This window comes from Streptomyces sp. col6, assembly GCF_008042035.1.
Lineage (GTDB): Bacteria > Actinomycetota > Actinomycetes > Streptomycetales > Streptomycetaceae > Streptomyces.
Map to the genome: position 1 here is coordinate 512,880 of NZ_RDBL01000013.1, position 20,154 is coordinate 533,033.

Consider the following 20,154-nt stretch of genomic DNA (forward strand, 5'->3'; position numbering starts at 1 on the left):
CCCCCAGGACCTGGAGGAACGCGCCGCCGCCCCGCTCTTCCGCGCCCTCGCCCCCGACGAGCCCCTGGCGCGGGCGGCCTGGGCCTTCGCCCACGGCATGGTCATGATGGAACTGAACGGCCGCTTCCCCACCCCGGAGTCCGTCACCACGGCCTGGACGGCGGGCATCACCGCGCTGGCGTCGAGCCGCCTCTGACCGTGTGGGGGCGCTGCTGTGCCACGACGGCCCATTCTGGCGAGCGACTGGAGACCGGCGCGTTCCTCTGAGCGCCCGTCCGGCGTCACCGCCCGGCCGGGTAGCATGGTCGGCACGGCAGACGAGCCGGGCGGACGGCCGCGTGAGGATCCTCGGATCCTCCCGAGGAACGTCCGGGCTCCACAGGGCAGGGTGATGGCTAACGGCCACCCGGGGTGACCCGCGGGACAGTGCCACAGAAAACAGACCGCCCGGGACCTCGGTCCCGGGTAAGGGTGAAACGGTGGTGTAAGAGACCACCAGCGTCTGAGGTGACTCAGACGGCTAGGTAAACCCCACCCGGAGCAAGGTCAAGAGGGAGCACCCCGGTGCTCCTGCGTGAACGTTCGAGGGCGGCCCGCCCGAGTTCGCGGGTAGACCGCACGAGGCCGGCAGCAATGCCGGCCCTAGATGGATGGCCGTCTCCCCGGCCGCCGCGAGGCGACCGGGCGACAGAACCCGGCGTACAGCCCGACTCGTCTGCCGCCTCCGGCCTTCGGCCGGTGAACGTACGGACAGGGGCCGGCACGCGGTGAGCTCGCGTGCCGGCCCCTGCTCGTTGATCACCCCTGGCCCGTTCCCCCGTGGTCGGGCCCGGCCGGCCTAGTAGCCGGTGACGTAGGTCCAGTCACCGTTCTGGGAGTACGGGACGGCGACGTGGGTTCCCCAGCCGTAGCCGTTCGTGCAGTTGGAGGTGTTGAACGCCTTGACCACAAGGTCGCCGCGCCACCACCAGCCGCCGATCTGGGTGGTGCCGCCCGAGTTGATGGTGAAGCAGCCGAGGCTCTCCTCACCGTTGTGGTTGTAGCCGTAGAGCTCGATCGAGTGCCGGAGACCGGGCGTCGCGTGGTCCGTGTAGGAGATCTGCTGTCCGTTGGAGCCGGCGGCGGCCGTGCCGGCGCCCGCGATGAGTCCGGTGGCGGCCAGGGCGAGGCTGCCGGCGGCCACGGCGGCGCGTGCGGCGATGTTCTTGGACATGGGACATGCCCCCCGTTCTGTCGATGTCGTCCTGTATCCGGAGAACCCGTCGATCTCCGAACGTTTCGTGATCAAGCTAGGCGTCGGCATCAACGGTTCAACAACGTCCCGCCAACGCCGAGTTGGGTCATCAGGCGTCGCGTCGCCGGCGCGCCCGCTCGAACTCGGCGACATCCGGAATCCAGGGCCCGTGCTCCCCGAGTGCGCCGCAGCCGCCGCGGACGAAGGCGCTGACCAGGGCCCGATAGCCGCTCATCCCGTCGACGAGGGTGTACTCGACCCGGTACTCCGGATCCGCCCCGCCCCGGCCCTCGCGCACTGTCGTGATCCGGGCCGCGGAGTCCGCGTAGAAGTGGAGCTGGATCCCCTCGCCCCGCTCCTCGTCCTCGATGGTGAACACCTCGTTGTCCGAGGCGGCGCGGTCGGCGACGAACTCCCAGAACTCGGCGGTGGCGGTACGGGGACCGCCCGGCCGCCACGTCTTCTCGGCGCCCTTGTCGTCGGTGTACGACAGGGGCCCTCGCCGCGCGGGCTCCCGATTGTCGTCATCGTCCATGGGCGCGTTCCTGGCGCGGTCCGCCGCCTCCGAGCACAGCAGGAAGCCGATGGTGCGCACCGCTTCGTCGGCGAGCCCGGGGTGGGCGCGGCGCACGGCCGCGTCGACCGCCGTCGTCATCCGTTCCCAGTCGCGCTTGTCCGTGGCGTGCTTGCCCCGGCGGGGGTCGCGGCCGATCCGCAGACCCGCGCAGGCCTGCTCCGCGGTGGCGATCACCCGCATGACCTCGGGCAGCAGCGTGGGGTCGACGGCGCCGGGCGTCCGCCTCGGGATCGTCGCGCCGTGCAGGTACTGGTTCGTGTACCGCAGGAGCGCGGTGTCGAGCGGACCGAGTACGGTGCCGCGCTCGGCCCGGCGGCCCCGGGCGGCGTACTCCTGGGCCCGCTTGCTGTCGGGCGTCTCCGTCGCCGTACGCAGGGCCGCGCAGACCTGACCCCGGTCGAGCAGACCGGTGTCGGCGCCATGGGCGACGAGCTGCCCCCGGTGCCACGGGATGCGCCGGAACAGCGCGTCGACGTCCGCCGGCGGGGCGAGGAGGACCGGGTCCAGGAGCGCGACGGCGGCGTCCTCGTCGAGCGGGCCCCGGGTCCCGGCCGCGTCGCACAGCGGGAGGACCGCGCTCCACAGCAGCAGGTGACGGGCCAGGTCCGCGCGGATCACGGCGAGGTGGGCCTCGCCGAGGGGGAACGTGAAGGTGCGGGGCTCGTGGTTGGCGTCGGCCCCGGCGCCCAGCATCAGCCGCAGCTCACCGTCCTCGCGGACCACGTTCGGGATCCAGCCGCTGCCGCGCGTGAAAACGACGTCTCTCATGCGCCCAGTCTTTCCCGGCGGGCGGGACCGGTGCGTACGCGGGGGCGGGGTGACGGGCCGAGGGCCCCGACGGTGTGCGTACCGTCGGGGACCTCGGTGGTCAGGGCGTTCAGCAGGCGCCCTGTTGGGTCATCAGGCGTCGCGCCGCCGTCGCGCTCCTGGACCCGGTCCTCCTCGCCCCGCCGGCGGACGTCGACGCGCTGTTCCGGCGCATCCCGTGGCACCGGGGGCAGCTCGTCGCCCATGGCGCCGACACCGGTCTGCTCGACCGGGGTCAGGTCTGCGCGGCCCTGCGTACGGCGACGGAGACGGTCCGGGCGCCGGCGCCCCCTCCCACTCCCCGGCCCCGCGTGGCGATGCGGCGAGACGCTGCCGCAGATGACGCAACGCGTCTGCGGCGAGCGGGAGTTCGACCTGACGGCGGCGGGTGTCCAGCTCGTCCGGGTCGCGGACCGGATGGCGCTCGGGCCCGTGGGGACCGAGGCGGTACTGCGTGCCGTAGTCCTGGAGCGAGCCGGTGTTCAGGGCGTAGCGGTCATGGAGGTGGGCCCACTGGCGCACGGACGCGGTCCCTCGCTGTACGGCCCTGTGCATCTCGCGCAGCGCGGCCCCCTGGATGTCCGTGCGCGGATCGCAGTGGAGCGCGATGCGCCAGGCCGCAGCGGCGCCGTCCCGGCCGACGAGCGGCACGTCCGGCCAGCCGTACTCGACGATGATCCCCTTCAGGAAGCCGGCGTTGACGTGGTCGGTGTGGCGCCCCGTACCGATCAGCTGGTCCTGCGCCGGCAGCCGGGCGAGGCGGTACCAGTGCGCGTCGGCCCCCGCCGCGTGGTGGATCAGTTCGCGCGCCAGGTGCGGGTGTCGGGGTTCCGTGGGCATGAGGCTCCCGGTGTGTGGTCGTCGGGTCCGTCGTCCGGGCCGAGGGTTCTCCCGGGTCACGCGGCGGGGTGGGCTCCGGGAGCAGCAGGATTGGCCGGGCGCCGGGCATGCGCAACCGCCCCGGTCACTGATCCGTCACTCGGGGCGGACAAGTCACTGTTTTCGTCACGGCGCGGGCACGGAGGGGCCGGGAAGTGACTGATCCGCTCCCCGGACGGGCGGGCCCTGACTAGCCTTTCCGGAAAAAGGGACTCGGCTAGGAGCATGATGGACCGCCACCCGCACCGCCCCTCCTGCGCACGGCGGTTACGGCAGGAGGCACTCAGCCGCGGCGACTCGGTGCACGAGCTGGCCAGGGCCATCCGGGCCCACTGTTCCGTGTCCTCGCTGCGCGCCCACCGGCTCGCCCGCGGGCTCACCCTGAAGCAGGCCGCCGACGCGCTCAACGCCCGTGCCGCGAGCCGGGCGGACGCGCCCCGGGTGGACGGTGACCAGCTGGGGCACTGGGAGACCGGCCGGCGACCGAGGCCGGTGACCCTGGGGCTGCTCTGCGAGATCTACGACTGCTCACCGCAGGACCTCGGCCTCGCCGCCCCGGCCGCCACCGTCATCGACCAGGTGCGTTCCGCGCCGGATGTCCGGGAGGACGACGGGCTCGGATCGCTGGAGCTCCAAGTCGACTTCTTCAGGCGGGCGGTGGACCGGACGCTGGCGGCCGGCACCGTCACCGCGACCCAGCTGGACCATCTGGACGAGCAGGTCCTCTGGGACCGCGAACGGTATGTCTGCACACCGCCCCGCCCCATGATGGGCAGCCTTCTCGGCCACCTGGCGGAGGTCCGGGAGCTCGCGGCCCACCGGCAGCCGGCCGCCGTGCAGGCCCGCCTGTCCGAACTGACCGCGGTGCTCGCCACGCTCATCGCCGACGCGCTCATGAAGCTGGGCCACCTGACGCGGTCCCGGTCCTGGTACGCCACCGCGCGCAACGCCGCCGACGACAGCGGCAGCACGGAACTGCGCGCGCGGGTCAGGGCGCAGGCCGCCATGCTGCCGTACCACTACGGCCCGCTGGAGGCCGCTGTCGCCCTGGCCCGCGAGGCGCGCGTGCTCTGCCGCAACCGCCCCAGCCCGACCGCGGCCTTCGCCTGGGCGGCGGAGGCCCGCGCGCTGGCGAAGCTGGGCGACTCCGAGGGGGCGCAGAGTGCTCTCGCGCGCGCTGCGGCGGCCTTCGAGCAGAGCCGTACGGGCAGCACGTCGGAGCAGGACGCCTTCGCCTTCCCCGAGCGGCGCTTCCGGCTGTACGAGAGCGGCACGCAGACGGCTCTCGGCCGCACCTCGCGGGCCCGCCGCGTCCAGGAGGCGGGGCTTCGGCTCTACCCGGCGAACACCGGGATCGACCCGGCCCTGCTCACCTTCGAGGCGGCCCTCTGCCTGGCCCACGACCACAGCGCCGCCGAAGCCTGCCAATTGGCCGGGGCCACTCTGCTGGGCCTCGCCCCCGAACACCGCACCTCGATCGTCGTGGAGCGGGCCCGCGACGTCGTCGGGGCCCTGCCGGCCAGGGTCCGTGGCAGCCGTGCGGTACGGGAACTGTGCGAGATCATCGCCCTTCCCCCGACCCAGGTGTGACAGGGGCAAGGGCCGTCGGAGAGCCTGGAGCCATGAGGGAAGCGACGGCGGCACCTGGTGGGTTCGAGGAATCGGAGATGCGTCGCATCCTGGAACGGGGCTGTGCGGCCGCCGGACTGGACTGCGGTGACGCGCGCCTGCTTCGGGGCCATACCAACGCGGTCGTTCTGCTCGAACGGGAGCAGGTGGTCGTCAAGATCGCCCGCAAGGGATCGCGGATATCCGATGTGGCCCGTACCGTCGCCTTCGTCGGCTGGCTCATGGACGGGGGGTTCCCCACCGTCCCCCTCCACCCCGTCCCGCAGCCGATCGTGGTCGACGGGTGCGCCCTCACGGTCTGGGAGTACCTGCCCCAGCCGGAGGCCCCGGTCGCGGCGGCGCAGCTCGCCAAGCCGCTGCACGCCCTGCACACCCGTGCCGGGGTGCCCGTGGCGCTTCCCGAGCACGACAGCCTCGCCGCCATCCGGCGCTCCATGGCGGCAATCACCTGCCTGCCCCCGGAGACGATCGCGTACCTCTCCTCCTACGCCGACCGGCTGGAGGCGGAGCTGGACCGGGTGCGGTTCGCGCTTCCCGCCGGGGTCATCCAGGGCGACCCCCAGCACCGCAACGCCCTGCACAGCGGAGGCGCGGACGCCGTCCTCTGCGACTGGGACACCGTGGCCGTCGGGCAGCCGGAATGGGATCTGGTCACGATCGAGGTCCACTGCCGGCGCTTCGGCCACGGCGAGCAGCACTACCACGCCTTCGCCGAGTCGTACGGCTGGGACGTGACCCACTGGACGGGCTACCGCACCCTCGCCGCCCTGCGCGAACTTCAGATGATCATGACGAACGCCGGCAAGGTGCGGGAGGCACCGGCCAGCCTGGACGAGGTCAGACGCCGCGTCGAAGGGCTGCGGCACGGGGACTCCGGTCAGCGGTGGCACATCCTCTGACCGGGCCGGGCGGGCCCGGCTCCGCCCACGAGGTGCCTTCAGTCCTCCCCCCACCCCCACGTGTCGAAGTAGGCGGCCGTCCCCGTCAGACGCGCCGTCAGCACCGCTTCCAGGCGGGCGAAGTCCTGCGGAGGCATCAGGGGGCGCCACTCCTCCAGGGCGAGGACCCGGACCGCGTCGTGCTCGTCCGGGTCCAGCACGATGGACCGGATCTGCTCGTCCGTGAGCCGCCCGCCGTCGAACACGCACCCCGTGGTGCTGTACGGCCAGTCGGCACCGGGCGGCCCGAAGACCGAGGCCAGCAGGCGCGGCGGCCCCGGCACCTCGATCCCCGTCTCCTCCCGGCATTCCCGCCGCGCCGTCTCCCAGGGCCGCTCGCCATGGTCCATCGTCCCGCCCGGGAACTGCCAGGGGTGCGTACGTGAGTACGTGGCCCGCAACTGCACCGGCCGGTGCTCCGCGTCGGTGAAGAACACACAGGCGAACCCGGTCGACTTGGGCACCGACCGGACGTACTCCTCCGCCGGCAGCAGCGCCCGCCCGGCACCGGCGCCCGGGACGCGCGGCGCGGCCGGTGGCGGTGGCGGTGGTGCCGGAGGCGACAGGAAGAAGGGTGGCTGGGGCATGGGGTCACCTTTCGGCGTGGTGCGTCGGAAGCAGGCGACCGGACGGTCACCGGTCGCCCTGTCCAACGACGCCGCGCCTCAGCGGTGCGTCAGTACGTTGACCACTTTGCCGTTCGGGTCGCGTACGAAGAAGCGGCGCACGCCCCACTCCTCGTCGTGCGGGCCGTACACGATCTCCGCCCCCTGGCGCACCAGCGCGGCGTGCACCGCGTCCACGTCCGCCACCTCGACGCTCAGGTCCGGGTCGACCGGGCCGGTCTCGTCCCGCGTCATGAAGCTGATCTGAGCGGCCGGCTGGGTGGGCGACGCGAGGGTCATGATCCAGCCATGGTTCATGACCTCCTCGAAGCCGAGCAGGCCGTAGAACGCGGCGTTCTCCCGCAGGGCGGAAGCGTCCGCTCCGGCGTCACCCGCGCCGACCGGGATGTTCGGGACCACACGGTGAACGGACATGGGGCACTCCTGTCACAACGATGACGGCCGGTTACCCCAGCCACCCTAGGGCCCGACCCGAGGGGGTGGCTGGAAACTGTGGGCGGGGCCGGGGCAGACTGGCCCGATCACTGCCGGGGCGGGGGCCACCCGGCCCCTTCGCATCGGAGTCCCCATGATCCAGTTCTCCTCACGCGTCACCGGGGAACACTTCCGGCGGCTGGTCCACCGCACGGACCCGCAGGACGCGTTCCCGACCGGGGTCACCCGGCTGAGCGACACCCGGTTCTGCGTGCCCGCCCACTGGCCGCGCGCCCACCGCTTCTTCGCCCCCGTGGGCGGCCGCCACCAGGATCCGCTGCTCATCGCCGAAACGATGCGGCAGGCGGCCATGCTGGTCTGCCACGCCGAACTCGGGGTGCCGCTCGGCGACGCGTTCGTCATGTGGGAGCTGAGCTACACCACCGCCGCCGGGCACCTCGTGCTCGGCGACGAGCCCTGGGACGTCATGGTGGAGGTGTCCTGCTCCGACATCCGCCGCCGCGGCAGCAGCCTCGGCTCGATGCGCGTCGACTTCGTCCTGCGCCGGGACGGCGGGGTCCTGGCCACCTGCGGCTCCCGGATCAGCTGCACCTCGGCCGCCGCCTACCGGCGGCTGCGGGGCCACCGGGCCGCCGCCGCCCCCGCGTCCCTCCTGCCGGCCCTCGCGCCGCTCACGGCGGGGCGGACCTCCGAGCGGGACGTGGTGCTCGCGCCCCCGGTGGCCCCCGGCCGGTGGCCGCTGCGGCTCGACATCCGGCACCCGACGCTGTTCGGCCGCCCCAACGACCATGTGCCCGGCATCCTGTTGCTGGAGGCGGCGAGGCAGGCCGCCGCCGCGACCGTGCCCGGTTTCCTCCCGGTGTCGCTGCGCTCCGACTTCCTGCGGTACGTGGAGCTGGACCGGCCCTGCCGGATCGACGCGACGACCGCCCCGGGGGGCGTGCTGGTACGGGCGGTGCAGGACGGCGGCACCGTCTTCACCTGCGCGCTCGGCTCGTCCTGACCCGCGCCGGGCCGGGGCTCAGGCCGGTTCCGGCAGCCGGGTGCCCGTCCCGCTCACCCGTACCCGCGCGTCGCCCGCCCGCAGCGTCACGGTGAGCGTGCCGGGGCGGCCCATGTCCTCGCCCTGGCGCAGCGTCAGCTCGGCGCTGTCCGGTACGAGGGCCAGCGCGCGCAGATACGCGCCGAAGGCGGCCGCCGCCGCGCCCGTCGCCGGGTCCTCCACCACCCCGCCGACCGGGAACGGGTCGCGGACGTGGAAGCCGGTGGCCGAGGCGCGCCAGACCAGCTGGAGCGTGGTCAGGTCCAGCCGGTGCATCAGCGCTTCCAGGCGCGCGAAGTCGTAGTCGAGCGCGGCCAGCCGCTCCCGGGTGGCGGCGGCGAGCACGAGGTGGCGGGCGCCCGCGTAGGCGATCCGGGGCGGCAGGGCCGGGTCGAGGTCGGCCTCCGGCCAGGCCAGAGCCGCCAGCGCCTCGGCCAGGTCGGCCGGCGCGACGTCCTCGACGCTCGGCTCCACGCTGGTCAGCGTCGCCCGCAGCTCCCCGCCCTCACGGACCACGGTGACCGGCACCCGGCCGGCGGGCGTGGCGAACTCCAGCTCGCCCGGCCCGTCCCGCTCGGCGAGCGCGAGGGCCGTGGCGACGGTGGCGTGGCCGCAGAACGGCACCTCCGCCTTCGGGCTGAAGTAGCGGATCGTGTAGCCGCGCACCCCGGGTCCGGACGCCTCGGCCGGGCCGGTGAGGAACGCCGACTCGCTGTAGCCCAGCTCCGCCGCCACGGCCAGCATGGCCGCGTCGTCGAGACCGGAGGCGTCGAGCACGACCCCGGCGGGATTGCCGCCCTCGGGGTCGGCGGAGAAGGCGGTGTAACGCAGGACGTCCGTCGCGGGGAGATCACTCATGTGCCGCACAACCCCGGCCCCGGCGACGGCATTCCCGCGACCGCGCCCGCGTCACACCCTGCCGCAACACGCCCCGCCGGAACGCGCAGCCGCCGGGCGCGGCCCCGGACCCCGGCGCGCCCCGCGCGTCACCCGCGTCCCACGTACGGCATCGCCGTCGCCATCACCGTCGCGAACTGGACGTTCGCCTCCAGCGGCAGGTCCGCCATGTGCAGCACCGTGCGGGCGACGTCGTCCGCCGCCATCACCGGCTCCACGGCGAGTTCGCCGTTGGCCTGGAGGGTTCCGGTCCGCATCCGTTCCGTCATGTCCGTCGCCGCGTTGCCGATGTCGATCTGGCCGCAGGCGATGCGGTACGGACGCCCGTCCAGCGAGAGGGACTTCGTCAGGCCGGTGATCGCGTGCTTGGTCGCGGTGTACGCCACCGAGTGCGGGCGGGGCGTGTGCGCGGAGATGGAACCGTTGTTGATGATCCGCCCGCCCTGCGGGTCCTGCTCCTTCATTTGCCGGTACGCCGCCTGCGCGCACAGGAACGCCCCCGTGAGGTTCACGTCGACGACCCCGCGCCAGTCCTCGTACGCCAGCTCCTCGACCGGCCCGCCGGGCCCGAAGGTCCCCGCGTTGTTGAAGAGCAGATCGAGGCGCCCGAAGCACTCCTGTACGGAGGAGAACAGCGCGTCCACGTCCTGGGGGAGCGTCACGTCGGCCGGGACGGTGAGCATCCGGGCGTCCGGCCCGGCCAGCGCGGCGGTCTCGGCGAGCGGCTCGGGACGCCGGCCCGCCAGTGCCACGGCCCAGCCCGCTCCGGCCAGCGCGAGCGCCACCGCACGTCCGATGCCGGAACCGGCGCCCGTGACCACGGCCGTACGAGGGGCGGAGTCCTTCGCGGGGTTCAACAGATTGTTGCTCATGCCGCCGCAGCGTACGCGCAGTGCGCACCCCTCAGCCCGGACCGCCCGCGCCGGGCTCCGGGGCCTGCCCCAGCAGCGCGGCCGTGCACTCCTCGGCGAGCCGCTCCGCGTGCGCGGGCAGCGGCCGCCCGGCGCGCAGAGGGCGGCGGACCAGCGAGAGCGGCAGATCGATCACCGCGAGGGCGACCCGTTCGCGGTCCGCCGGGCCGTCCGCCCCCAGCCCCGCAGCCAGCGCGGCAAGGGCGGCCCGCACCCGCCTGCCGCCCCGGTCCGCGCGGGCGCGGTGCTCGTCGGACCAGCCCGAGCGCCCGAAGTCCTCGGCGCCGTACAGGAGGAGCGTCGTCTCCCGCGGGTGCGCGCGACTCCAGGTGACGACATGGCGGGCGGCGGCGCGGCCGGCCCGGAGGGCGTCCGTCTCGGCCTCGACCGCCGCCAGCCAGCCCTCCTGGAAGCGCTCGACCGTACGCAGCCACACCTCCGCGAGCAGCGCGTCGCGGCCGGGGAAGCGGTGGTACACGGAGCCGCTGGGGGCGCCCGTCTCCTGGGCGACGGCCGACATGGTCACCCCGGCCGGCCCGGACGCGGCGCCCAGCGCCACGGCGGCGTCGAGGAGGAGGTCGGTGCTGAAACGGGGTGGCCTGGCCATGGAATCGGAGAGTACTCTCCAGAAGGGTTTTGGAGAGATCTCTCTATTTATGGAGGATGGCCCGTGGGCGTCTACAACGTGCACGAACGGCTGCTGCCCGTCGCGGCGCACCGGGTGGGTGCCCTGCTGGACGGCCTGGCGCGGCCCGGCGGGGAGGACCGCCTGTGGCCGCACCGGAGCTGGCCCGCGATGGCGTTCGACCGGCCACTGGGCGTCGGGGCCGCGGGCGGCCACGGCCCCGTCCGGTACACGGTCGTCGCCCATGTCCCCGCGCTCTGGGTGCGGTTCGCCTTCGACGGGCCGCGCGGCTTCCACGGGTTCCACGAGTACGCCGTACTGCCCGCCGGTACGGGGGAGTCGGGGGCCGTCCTGCGGCATACCCTCGCCATGCGCACCACCGGCCCGGCCCGGCTCACTTGGCCGCTCGTCTGGCGCCCGCTGCACGACGCGCTGATCGAGGAGAGCCTCGACCGGGCGGAACGGGCCTGCGCGGGCGCGGTGGCGCGGCCCGCGCGCCGGGGACCGTACACCCGCCTGCTGCGCGCCCTCGCGCGCCGCCTCGCCGGAGGCAACCCCGGGGGGTGAATTCGCGCGGGAATCCCGGCGATGTCCGCGACTCCACGCCCCCGCTCGATGATCATCGTTTCGCCGCGAACGCGGAGTTTGCCCCCGGGGGCACCATCCTGGCGCACTTCTCATCCGGGCGACGCCCGCGCGACGCGAACACGACAGCCTCCGGATGCGCCGGGCCGCTGGACTTCCCCCACACCACCAGTCAGGGGAGGGACAGATGACGCACTCATCGCCACAGCAGGAGCTGCGCGACGCCGCCCGGCACACCGACCGCCGCCGCTTCCTCACGGTCACCGGAGCCGCCGCCGCGCTCGCCTTCTCGGTCGGCCTGCCCGCCGCCGGGACCGCCAGTGCGCGCGAGATGCAGGGCCGGCAGATCGGCGAGGACCCGTTCACGCTCGGCGTCGCCTCGGGTGACCCGCTGCCCGGCTCCGTCCTTCTCTGGACGCGGCTCGCGCCCCGCCCGTTCCAACCCGACAGCGGCCTGCCGGACGCCCGCGTCGAGGTCCGCTGGGAGCTGGCCCACGACGAGCGCTTCGCCCGGGTCGTGCGGCGCGGCACCACGTACGCCCACCCGGAGTTCCACCACAGCGTGCACGTCGAGGTGCAGGGCCTCGCCCCGGACCGCGTCCTCTACTACCGCTTCCGCGCCGGGCAGTGGACCAGCCCCGTCGGCCGTACCCGCACCGCGCCCGCGCCCGGCGCCCGCAAGCGGGAACTGGCCCTGGCCGCCGTCTCCTGCCAGGCGTACCACGACGGCTACTTCACCGCGTACAAGCACCTCGCCCAGGAGGACGTGGACGTCGTCTTCCACCTCGGCGACTACCTGTACGAGTACGCCGTCACCGCGACCGGCGGCGCCCGCAACTACACCGACCGCACCCTGCCCGCCCTGTTCAACCGGGAGACCACGACGCTGGAGGACTACCGGCTGCGGTACGCCCTCTACAAGTCCGACCCCGACCTGCGCGCCGCCCACGCCGCGCACCCCTTCGTCGTCACCTGGGACGACCACGAGACCGAGAACAACTACGCGGGCGACATCCCCGAGAACGACGTGCCGCCGGAGGAGTTCCTGATCCGCCGGGCCGCCGCGTACCGCGCGTACTGGGAGAACCAGCCGCTGCGCGCGCCCCAGCGGCCGACCGGCCCCGACATGCGGCTCTACCGCCGCCTGAGCTTCGGCCGGCTCGCCCAGTTCGACGTGCTCGACACCCGCCAGTACCGCAGCGACCAGGCGTACGGCGACGGCTGGCAGACCCCCGGACCCGAGTCCGAGGACCCGAGGCGCACCCTGACCGGCGCCACCCAGGAGCGCTGGCTCATCGACGGCTGGCGCCACTCGCGCGCCACCTGGAACGTCGTGCCCCAGCAGGTCACCTTCGCCCAGCGCCGCGACGTGCCCACCGACGCCTTCAAGCTGTCCATGGACTCCTGGGACGGCTACACCGCGTCCCGAGACCGCATCCTCCAGGGCGCCGAGCGGGCCGGCGTGGACAACCTCATGGTCCTCACCGGCGACGTGCACGTCAGCTACGGCTTCGACATCAAGCGGGACTTCGACGACCCGGCGTCGCGCACCGTCGGCACCGAGATCGTCACGACGTCCGTCACCAGCGGGAAGGACGGCTCCGAGAAGCCGTCCAACTACGCCAACCTCACGCAGGCCAACCCGCACCTGCAGTTCTACAACGGCCGCCGCGGCTACGCCGTCGTGACCCTCCAGGAGCGCCGGGCGCGCGCCGACTTCCGTACGGTCTCCGCCGTCACCACGCCGGGCGCCCCCGTCACCACCGCCGGCTCGTTCGTCACCGAGGCCGGCGACCCGGGCCTCAAGCCCGCCTAGAGCGCGTCCACCGGGTAGCGGACGCCGATGCGGTCACGTACCGCGTCGAGCGTCCGCATCACCGCGAGCGAGCCCTCCAGCGGCACCAGCGGGGACTCCGTCTCGCCCGCCCGCAGCGCCCGCATCACCTCGGCCGCCTCGTACTGCATCCCCGAGAGGCCCTGCGGACCCGGGCCCGAGGTGATCTCTTCCGGCTCGGCGCCCGCCCGGCGCAGCACGAAGCCCTCCGGGTGGAAGAAGCTGTGCGGGATGTCGATGCGCCCGGCCGTCCCGATCACCGTGGCGGCCGTCGGGTGGTGCCCGACGATCGAGCAGGACAGCAGCGCGTTGGCCCCCGAGTCCCAACCCAGCAGCATCCCGGTGTTCAGGTCGACGCCCTCCGGCGACAGCAGGGCGTCCGCCTGCACCCGGTCCGGCTCGCCCAGCAGCAGATGTGCGAACGACACCGGGTACACGCCCAGGTCCAGCAGCGCCCCGCCGCCCAGCGCGGGATCGCGCAGCCGGTGGCCGGGCCCCAGGTCGCCCGCGAAGCCGAAGTCGGCCTGCACGGTGCGGATCTCACCGATCGCCCCGTCGCGCACCAGCTCCGTGAGGCGGCGGATCACGGGGTTGCAGTACGTCCACATCGCCTCCATCAGGAAGACCCCGCGGTCCCGGGCGAACTTCACCAGCTCCCGCGCCTCGCGCTCGTTCAGCGTGAACGCCTTCTCGCACAGCACGTGCTTCCCGGCCTCCAGCGCGAGCGCGGCGGCCTCCCGGTGCGCGGAGTGCGGCGTTGCCACGTACACCACGTCGACCTCGTCGTCCGCGACCAGGCCCGCCCAGTCGCCGTACGCCCTCGGTATCCCGAACCGCTCCGCGAACGCCCGTGCCGAGGCGTCCGTGCGGGACGCCACGGCCACCACCTCCGCATCGGGCATGGCCTGCAGATCGGCGGTGAACGTCGCCGCGATCCCGCCGGTCGCCAGCACGCCCCATCGGACAGTCCTGCTCATGCACGCTCCCAAAAAGGTGTCGACCATCCCCGCCGAGCTGAGAGCATAGAGCCGGATTCAACAACTATGGAGATGAGAATGCCGGAGAGCGGCGTCAGCCGGGCCCAGCAGATACGCACCACCGACACCGCCCCGCAAGGGGCACCCCTTCCCGGCAGGGCCACTGCCGCCGCCCGGCGCACCGGCCTCCTCGTCACCCTCGTCCTCGGCGGTCTCACGGCGCTCCCGCCGCTGTCGATGGACATGTACCTCCCGGCCCTTCCGGCCGTCACGGACGCGCTGCACGCCCCCGCCGCCACGGTCCAGCTCACCCTGACCGCCTGCCTCACCGGCATGGCGCTCGGCCAGGTCGTCGTCGGACCGATGAGCGACCGCTGGGGCCGGCGCCGCCCGCTGCTCCTCGGCATGGCCGTCTACGTCCTGGCCACCGCGCTCTGCATCTTCGCCCCGTCCGCCGGGCTCCTCATCGCCTTCCGCCTGATCCAGGGCCTCGCGGGCGCGGCCGGCATCGTCATCGCCCGCGCCGTGGTGCGCGACATGTACGACGGCGTCGCGATGGCCCGGTTCTTCTCGACGCTGATGCTGATCTCCGGCGTCGCCCCCGTCATCGCGCCGGTCATCGGCGGACAGGTCCTGCGCCTCACCGACTGGCGCGGCATCTTCGCCGTCCTCACCGTCGTCGGGCTGCTGCTCACCTTCGTCGTCTGGAAGTGGCTCGGCGAGACCCTGCCGCCCTCCGAACGCCACACCGGCGGCGTCCGCGACGCGCTGCGCACCATGCGCGGCCTGCTCGCCGACCGGGTCTTCACCGGCTACATGATCGCGGGCAGCCTCGCCTTCGCCGCCCTCTTCGCGTACGTGAGCGCCTCGCCCTTCGTCATCCAGGAGATCTACGGGGCGTCCCCGCAGACCTTCAGCCTGCTGTTCGGCATCAACTCCATCGGCCTGATCACCGTCGGCCAGATCAACGGCAAGCTGCTCGTCGGCCGGATCAGCCTCGACAAGGCCCTCACCTTCGGCCTCGTCGTCATCGTGGCCGCCGCGACCGCGCTGCTCCTGATGACCTCCGGGGTCTTCGGCGACGTCGGTCTCGTGCCGGTGGCCGCCGGGCTCTTCGTGCTGATGTCGGCGATGGGCCTCGCGATGCCCAACACCAACGCGCAGGCGCTGATGCGTACGAAGCACGCCGCCGGATCGGCCTCCGCGCTGCTCGGCACCTCCCAGTTCCTCATCGGCGCCATCGCCTCCCCGCTCGTCGGCATCGCCGGCGAGGAGACCGCGGTGCCCATGGCCGTCGTCCAGCTGGTCTGCGCGGCCGGCGCCCTGGTGTGCTTCCTCGGCCTCTGCCGCCCCTGGCAGCGCCCCTCCGCGATCTGACGGCGGCCCCGGCCCGCCTACAATTCCTCGGTGAACGCCACCCTCCCCACCGCGGAAGCCCTGCGCGCCGCCCTGTCCGGACTCCTGGACGGGCTGCCGCCCAAGCAGGCGGGCCAGGCCGTCGACCGGCTCATCGCCCATTACCGGGGCACGATTCCCACCGACGCCCCGGTGCTCCGCGACCGCTCGGACGTGGCCGCGTACGCCGCGTACCGGATGCCCGCCACCTTCGAGGCGGTACGGTCCGCCCTCGACGCCCTGCGCGAGGCCGCCCCCGACTGGACACCCGCCACGCACACCGACGTCGGCGGCGGCACCGGGGCGGCGAGCTGGGCCGTCGCGGGGGAGTGGGAGGGCCACCGCACCACCGTCCTGGACTGGGCCGAACCCGCGCTCGCCCTCGGCCGCGAACTGGCCGCCGCCTCCGGCCTGCCCGCCCTGCGCGCCGCCGACTGGCAGCGGGCCCGCATCGGCACCGACCTCGTCCTCGCCCCCGCGGACCTGGTCACGGTCTCCTACGTGCTCAACGAGCTGACCGTCCCCGCCCGCACCGCGCTCATCGACGCCGCCGCCGCGGCCGGACAGGCCGTCGTGGTCGTCGAGGCCGGGACCCCGGGCGGCTACGCCCGCGTCATCGAGGCCCGCGACCGGCTCGTCGCCGCCGGGTTCACCGTCGCCGCGCCCTGCCCGCACAGCGACGCCTGTCCCATCGAGCCCGGCACCGACTGGTGCCACTTCTCGGCCCGGGTCAGCCGCTCGTCGCTGCACCGGAAGGTCAAGGGCGGCTCACTGGCGTACGAGGACGAGAAGTTCAGCTACGTCGTCGCCACCCGGTTCACGCCGCTCCCGGTGGCCGCCCGGGTCGTCCGCAGGCCCCAGATCCGCAAGGGGCAGGTGCTCCTCGACCTCTGCACCCGCGACGAGGGACTGCGGCGCGACACGGTCACCAAGCGGCACGGCGCCCTGTACCGCGCCGCCCGGGACACCGACTGGGGCGACGCCTGGCCGCCCCCGCCGGACGCCGCCTAGCCGGCCCGCTCCCCGCCGCGCAGCTCCTGCGTACAGCACTTCACGCTGCCGCCGCCCTTCAGCAGCTCGCTCAGGTCCATCGGCACCGGCTCGAAGCCGCGCGCCCGCAACGGGTCGAACAGGCCCGTCGCCGCCTGTGGCAGCAGGACGTGCAGCCCGTCGCTCACCGCGTTCAGACCGAGCGCCGCGGCGTCCGGCTCCTCGGCGATCAGCGCGTCCGGGAAGAGCCGTGCCAGCACCGCCCGGCTGCCCGGCGAGAAGGCCGGCGGGTAGTACATGACCTCGTCGGCCGCGTCGTCGAGCACGCTCAGGGCCGTATCGAGGTGGTAGTAGCGCGGGTCGACCAGGTCGAGGCCGATCACCGGGCGCCCGAAGAACTCCTGCGCCTCCGCGTGCGAGAGCGGCGACGACCGGAATCCCCGGCCCGCCAGCACATAGGAGGCGGTCACCGCGAAGTCGCCCTCGCCCTCGTTGACGTGATCCGGTTCACACACCTCGGTGAAGCCGTGGCCGAGGAACCAGTCCCGGTGGGCGGCCGCCTCCTCGAACCGTTCCTGGTACGCGAAGCGGGCGCCCAGCACCCGGCCGTCGATCACCGTGGCCCCGTTGGCCGCGAAGACCATGTCCGGCAGGTCCGGGTGCGGCTCCAGCAGGTCGACGGTGTGACCGAGGGCGCGGTAGCGGTCGCGCAGGTCCTCCCACTGCGTCTGCGCCAGCGGCAGATCGACCGGCTTGGTGGGATCCATCCAGGGGTTGATGGAATACGTCACCTTGAAGTGGGCAGGGGCACACATCAGGTAGTGCCGGGGTGTGGCTTCACGAGGCATTCAGGCTCCCCACGAATCGTCGCGCGGCTGGTGGCCGCTGCGGCCGGTGCGTCGCACGGGTGTGTGCGTGAGCCCATGGTGCGCCGTCCGGGTCCCCGGCGCTGTGGTCCGAACGGGTGGTTCGCGCGGGCGCGGTCCCGCGGCACTCCGCGCGGCCCGGCCGGGACCCGTCACCGGACGTGCTCTTTCATGACAAAGCGTGTGATAGTGCACCCCGCGCGGCACCGGCCGTCCCACCCCGCTTCCGGACTCTGGCCACCCGAGGCGCAGGATGGTGGGACCATGGGCAGGGGCAACGCAAAGGCAAGGGGATAGATGGGCGCCGATTTCGGCCGTAATCGCGGCTCAGAGAGCAAGTTTTCCCAGTGGCTGCGGCGACGACCCAAACCGCAGCAGCGCGAGGTCGACGACACCGCACGGGAGGCGCTGCTCCTGGCTGTCGCCGAGGCCGGAATGCCGATCGCGCCCGCCGCCCACCCGGTCGGCTACCGATGTTCGTGCGAACGCATCGGCTGTCCCACCCCGGCCCGCCACCCGGTCTCCTTCGCCTGGCAGACGCAGTCCACCACCGACCGCGCCCAGATCGAACGCTGGGCCCGCTCCCAGCCGCAGGCCAACTTCATCACCGCCACCGGCATGATCCACGACGTGCTCGACGTCCCGCTGGCCGCGGGCGAGCAGGCCCTGGAGCGGCTGCTGGCCGCCGGGATCGAGGTCGGACCCGTGGCCCGCTCCGGCGACGACCGGATGCTGTTCTTCACCGCGACGCGCGGCACACCCGAGGACGAGGACGAGTGGTGGCCGTGCGAGCTGGACTGCCACCCCGAGACGATGGACGAGCACCCGGGCCTGCGCTGGCACTGCCGGGGCAGCTATGTGCTGCTGCCGCCGGCCCAGCTGCCCGGTGAGCTGGACGTCGCCTGGCTGCGCGGGCCCGAGCAGCCGCTGCCGGACCCGCTGACGCTCCTGGAGACGCTGACGGACGCCTGCGCCCGGTTCGTGGGCTCCGCAGGACAGAGCGACGTCGACCACGACTCGGTGGCCTGGCCGCTGCGCCGCTAGGGCCTGGGACTACGAGCCCTTCGCCGACGTCAGACCGGGCAGCCGGTTGAGCACGGTCACCCGGTCCGCGCCGGCGCCCTTCTTCGGTACGTACACCAGCTGACTGGAGACCCGCTCCTTGGTCAGCGTGCTCCTGACCTCGCCGGTCAGCAGCGCCTCCACATCGGGGTCCACCGTCGGCCGCAGCCCCTCGGCGGCGGTCTGCCGCTCGTAGTGCCTGCTGCTGAAGAAGACCAGCGCCCCGCCGTCCTCGGTGGCCAGCCCGAGCGGGGCGTACGCGCCGCCGTCCAGCGGCTGGTCGACGTACTGGTACGAGAACCCGGCGCGCCGGGTGTTCAGCCGCGCGTCGCGCCACTGCGAGGTGGCCGCCCCGGGCGCGAACACGTCCGGCGCGCCCTTCTGCAGGTACTGCGTGTACCGCGTACCGAGGTCCCGCGGGGCCACCGCCAGGCCGGGGCCGTCCGCCGCGACCGGTTCGGCCCGGCCGTCGCCGCCCTTCGCGAGGGCGGGCACCTGGCCGGGCGCGACGACCGACAGATAGGCGGCCTTCCAGCCCGCGTCGGGGCCGGACTTGACGAAGGCCAGCAGCCAGCGGGTGTCCTGCTTGCCCCGGTCCTCGTCCCGGTTGGAGTCCGTGTCGGCGACGAACCAGCGCGGCCAGCCGGCCTGCCCGGGGATGAGGAAGCGGGCGTCGGTCAGCTCCAGCGGCTGATGCCGGGCGTTGCCGGTGGGCTCGATCCGGTGCCGGGCCTTGAGCCCCGCCTGGTTGATGGCACCGAGCGAGCCCGTCACCACGTCCGCGTCCAGCGCCGGGTCGTACGCCTTGTCGGCGGCGTTGTACGCGGCGGTGAAGTCCTTCAGGGCGCGTGCGGCCTCAGACTTCGTCGCCGCCGGTACGACTTCCCGCTCGCCGTGCACCGTCACGCACCCGCTCGCCGTCAGGCTCAGCACCGTCGCCACCGCGAGTGCCGTCACCGGCCGCACCGGCTTCAGACTTCTCATCCGTTGCTTTCCGCGCCTTCTGATCCGCCGCCACTGGACGTCCGAACCCTACCGGGGCGAGGAACAGCGCGAGGGTGGGGACCAGATACAGCGCCCAGACGGTGAGTTGGAGGACGGTGGGGTCCGGCTGGAAGTTGAACGTGCCCTTCAGCAGGGTCCCGTACCAGCTGTCCGGCGGGATCGCGGAGCTGATGTCGAACGCCCGGTTCTGCAGGCCGCCGAGGAACTCCGCCTCCTGGAGATCGTGCACCCCGTACGCCAGCACACCGGCGGCGACGACCACCAGCATCCCGCCGGTCCAGGTGAAGAACTTCGCCAGGTTGATCTTCAGCGCGCCCCGGTAGAACAGCCAGCCCAGCACCACGGCCGTGGCGATGCCCAGCACCGCGCCGATCATCGGGTGCCAGCCGTCGTCCGCCGCGTGCACCGCCCGCCACACGAACAGCGAGGTCTCCAGGCCCTCCCGGCCGACCGCGAGGAGCGCGGTGGCGACGAGCGCGCCGGTGCCCATGGCGAGCGCCGCGTCGAGCTTGCCGTGCAGCTCGGCCTTGAGATGGCGCGCGGTCCGCCGCATCCAGAAGACCATCCACGTCACCAGGCCCACCGAGACGATCGACAGCGAACCGCCGAGCGCCTCCTGCGCCTTGAACGTCATCTCCTGCGAGCCGAATTCGAGCCCGGCGCCGAAGCCGAGGCTGACGACGACCGCGATGGACACGCCGATCCAGATGGGCAGCAGCCGGTCGCGGTTGCCGGTCTTCACCAGATACGCGATGAGGATGCAGACGACCAGGCTGGCCTCAAGGCCCTCACGCAGGCCGATCAGGAAGTTGCTGAACACGTCTCGGTTCCCTTTCCGCT

At 73.4% G+C, this 20,154-nt stretch carries 20 protein-coding genes, 1 other RNA gene and 2 pseudogenes; 11 read left to right on the forward strand and 12 right to left on the reverse strand.

Translation table 11 applies throughout. The features are described from left to right. The coding region (locus EAO73_RS36635; RefSeq protein WP_224756367.1) for a TetR-like C-terminal domain-containing protein at positions 1–196 on the forward strand (196 nt) is incomplete at its 5' end. A 122-nt stretch (positions 197–318) separates the two neighbouring features. Beyond that, an RNA gene (rnpB, locus tag EAO73_RS18935) (RNase P RNA component class A) lies at positions 319–718 on the forward strand. 120 nt (positions 719–838) lie between these two features. Here rnpB and EAO73_RS18940 read toward each other — a convergent pair. Together EAO73_RS18940 and EAO73_RS18945 are read right to left on the reverse strand one after the other, a co-directional pair. Further along, entirely contained in the window at positions 839–1,213 is a 375-nt protein-coding gene (locus tag EAO73_RS18940) for a hypothetical protein (protein WP_147972714.1), read from the reverse strand. 130 nt (positions 1,214–1,343) lie between these two features. Next, positions 1,344–2,579 carry a DUF6357 family protein gene (locus EAO73_RS18945; protein WP_147972715.1) on the reverse strand — a complete coding sequence of 412 codons (1,236 nt, stop codon included), beginning with the start codon at positions 2,577–2,579 and terminating at the stop codon, positions 1,344–1,346. 143 nt (positions 2,580–2,722) lie between these two features. Here EAO73_RS18945 and EAO73_RS36640 point away from each other — a divergent pair. Next, positions 2,723–2,890: pseudogene (locus tag EAO73_RS36640) on the forward strand (DUF6357 family protein); the annotation flags it as partial. Between the two features lie 73 nt (positions 2,891–2,963). On the opposite strand, the pseudogene EAO73_RS37220 reads toward EAO73_RS36640, so the two are convergent. Continuing rightward, a pseudogene (locus EAO73_RS37220) lies at positions 2,964–3,458 on the reverse strand (DUF6624 domain-containing protein); the annotation flags it as partial. A gap of 264 nt (positions 3,459–3,722) precedes the next feature. Here EAO73_RS37220 and EAO73_RS18960 point away from each other — a divergent pair. Then, positions 3,723–5,087: a helix-turn-helix domain-containing protein gene (locus tag EAO73_RS18960; protein WP_224756368.1), complete on the forward strand. Its 1,365-nt coding sequence runs from the start codon at positions 3,723–3,725 to the stop codon at positions 5,085–5,087. A gap of 77 nt (positions 5,088–5,164) precedes the next feature. Next, positions 5,165–6,025 (forward strand): phosphotransferase, encoded by an 861-nt coding sequence (locus EAO73_RS18965; RefSeq protein ID WP_224756369.1) that lies wholly within the window; start codon positions 5,165–5,167, stop codon positions 6,023–6,025. Positions 6,026–6,063: 38 nt separating this feature from the next. Here EAO73_RS18965 and EAO73_RS18970 read toward each other — a convergent pair whose 3' ends face one another. After that, positions 6,064–6,651: an NUDIX domain-containing protein gene (locus EAO73_RS18970; protein WP_147972717.1), complete on the reverse strand. Its 588-nt coding sequence runs from the start codon at positions 6,649–6,651 to the stop codon at positions 6,064–6,066. 78 nt (positions 6,652–6,729) lie between these two features. Beyond that, entirely contained in the window at positions 6,730–7,104 is a 375-nt protein-coding gene (locus EAO73_RS18975) for a VOC family protein (RefSeq protein ID WP_147972718.1), read from the reverse strand. 154 nt (positions 7,105–7,258) lie between these two features. On the opposite strand from EAO73_RS18975, the gene EAO73_RS18980 reads away from it, so the two are divergent. Further along, complete coding sequence (locus EAO73_RS18980; RefSeq protein WP_147972719.1) at positions 7,259–8,128, forward strand: ScbA/BarX family gamma-butyrolactone biosynthesis protein; 870 nt, start codon at positions 7,259–7,261, stop codon at positions 8,126–8,128. A gap of 18 nt (positions 8,129–8,146) precedes the next feature. Here EAO73_RS18980 and EAO73_RS18985 read toward each other — a convergent pair whose 3' ends face one another. The 3 genes from EAO73_RS18985 to EAO73_RS18995 all read right to left on the reverse strand — a co-directional run bounded on the left by EAO73_RS18985 (position 8,147) and on the right by EAO73_RS18995 (position 10,582). Next, positions 8,147–9,025 carry a PhzF family phenazine biosynthesis protein gene (locus EAO73_RS18985; protein ID WP_147972720.1) on the reverse strand — a complete coding sequence of 293 codons (879 nt, stop codon included), beginning with the start codon at positions 9,023–9,025 and terminating at the stop codon, positions 8,147–8,149. A gap of 128 nt (positions 9,026–9,153) precedes the next feature. Then, positions 9,154–9,936: an SDR family oxidoreductase gene (locus EAO73_RS18990; RefSeq protein WP_147972721.1), complete on the reverse strand. Its 783-nt coding sequence runs from the start codon at positions 9,934–9,936 to the stop codon at positions 9,154–9,156. A gap of 31 nt (positions 9,937–9,967) precedes the next feature. Further along, a complete protein-coding gene (locus tag EAO73_RS18995; protein WP_147972722.1) occupies positions 9,968–10,582 on the reverse strand; it encodes a TetR/AcrR family transcriptional regulator in 615 nt (204 codons plus the stop codon). Between the two features lie 63 nt (positions 10,583–10,645). On the opposite strand from EAO73_RS18995, the gene EAO73_RS19000 reads away from it, so the two are divergent. Further along, complete coding sequence (locus EAO73_RS19000; protein WP_147972723.1) at positions 10,646–11,167, forward strand: SRPBCC family protein; 522 nt, start codon at positions 10,646–10,648, stop codon at positions 11,165–11,167. 205 nt (positions 11,168–11,372) lie between these two features. After that, positions 11,373–13,001 carry an alkaline phosphatase D family protein gene (locus EAO73_RS19005; protein ID WP_147972724.1) on the forward strand — a complete coding sequence of 543 codons (1,629 nt, stop codon included), beginning with the start codon at positions 11,373–11,375 and terminating at the stop codon, positions 12,999–13,001. Here EAO73_RS19005 and EAO73_RS19010 read toward each other — a convergent pair. Continuing rightward, entirely contained in the window at positions 12,998–13,996 is a 999-nt protein-coding gene (locus EAO73_RS19010) for a Gfo/Idh/MocA family protein (protein WP_191134136.1), read from the reverse strand. The genes EAO73_RS19005 and EAO73_RS19010 overlap by 4 nt on opposite strands. A gap of 78 nt (positions 13,997–14,074) precedes the next feature. Between EAO73_RS19010 and EAO73_RS19015 the strand changes: the two genes are divergently transcribed. Beyond that, entirely contained in the window at positions 14,075–15,373 is a 1,299-nt protein-coding gene (locus EAO73_RS19015) for a multidrug effflux MFS transporter (RefSeq protein WP_147972725.1), read from the forward strand. Between the two features lie 30 nt (positions 15,374–15,403). Then, positions 15,404–16,402 carry a small ribosomal subunit Rsm22 family protein gene (locus EAO73_RS19020; protein ID WP_147972726.1) on the forward strand — a complete coding sequence of 333 codons (999 nt, stop codon included), beginning with the start codon at positions 15,404–15,406 and terminating at the stop codon, positions 16,400–16,402. On the opposite strand, the gene ddaH is transcribed toward EAO73_RS19020, so the two are convergent. After that, entirely contained in the window at positions 16,399–17,229 is an 831-nt protein-coding gene (ddaH, locus tag EAO73_RS19025; protein WP_147972727.1) for a dimethylargininase, read from the reverse strand. The two genes, EAO73_RS19020 and ddaH, sit on opposite strands and share 4 nt — an antisense overlap. A 315-nt stretch (positions 17,230–17,544) precedes the next feature. Between ddaH and EAO73_RS19030 the strand changes: the two genes are divergently transcribed. Further along, entirely contained in the window at positions 17,545–18,291 is a 747-nt protein-coding gene (locus EAO73_RS19030) for a bifunctional DNA primase/polymerase (protein ID WP_147972728.1), read from the forward strand. Between the two features lie 9 nt (positions 18,292–18,300). Here EAO73_RS19030 and EAO73_RS19035 read toward each other — a convergent pair whose 3' ends face one another. Continuing rightward, positions 18,301–19,215 carry a hypothetical protein gene (locus EAO73_RS19035; protein ID WP_224756412.1) on the reverse strand — a complete coding sequence of 305 codons (915 nt, stop codon included), beginning with the start codon at positions 19,213–19,215 and terminating at the stop codon, positions 18,301–18,303. Next, positions 19,166–20,134 carry an iron uptake transporter permease EfeU gene (efeU, locus tag EAO73_RS19040; protein ID WP_147972729.1) on the reverse strand — a complete coding sequence of 323 codons (969 nt, stop codon included), beginning with the start codon at positions 20,132–20,134 and terminating at the stop codon, positions 19,166–19,168. Before efeU ends, EAO73_RS19035 begins: the two co-directional genes overlap by 50 nt. Between the last annotated feature and the right edge of the window lie 20 nt (positions 20,135–20,154).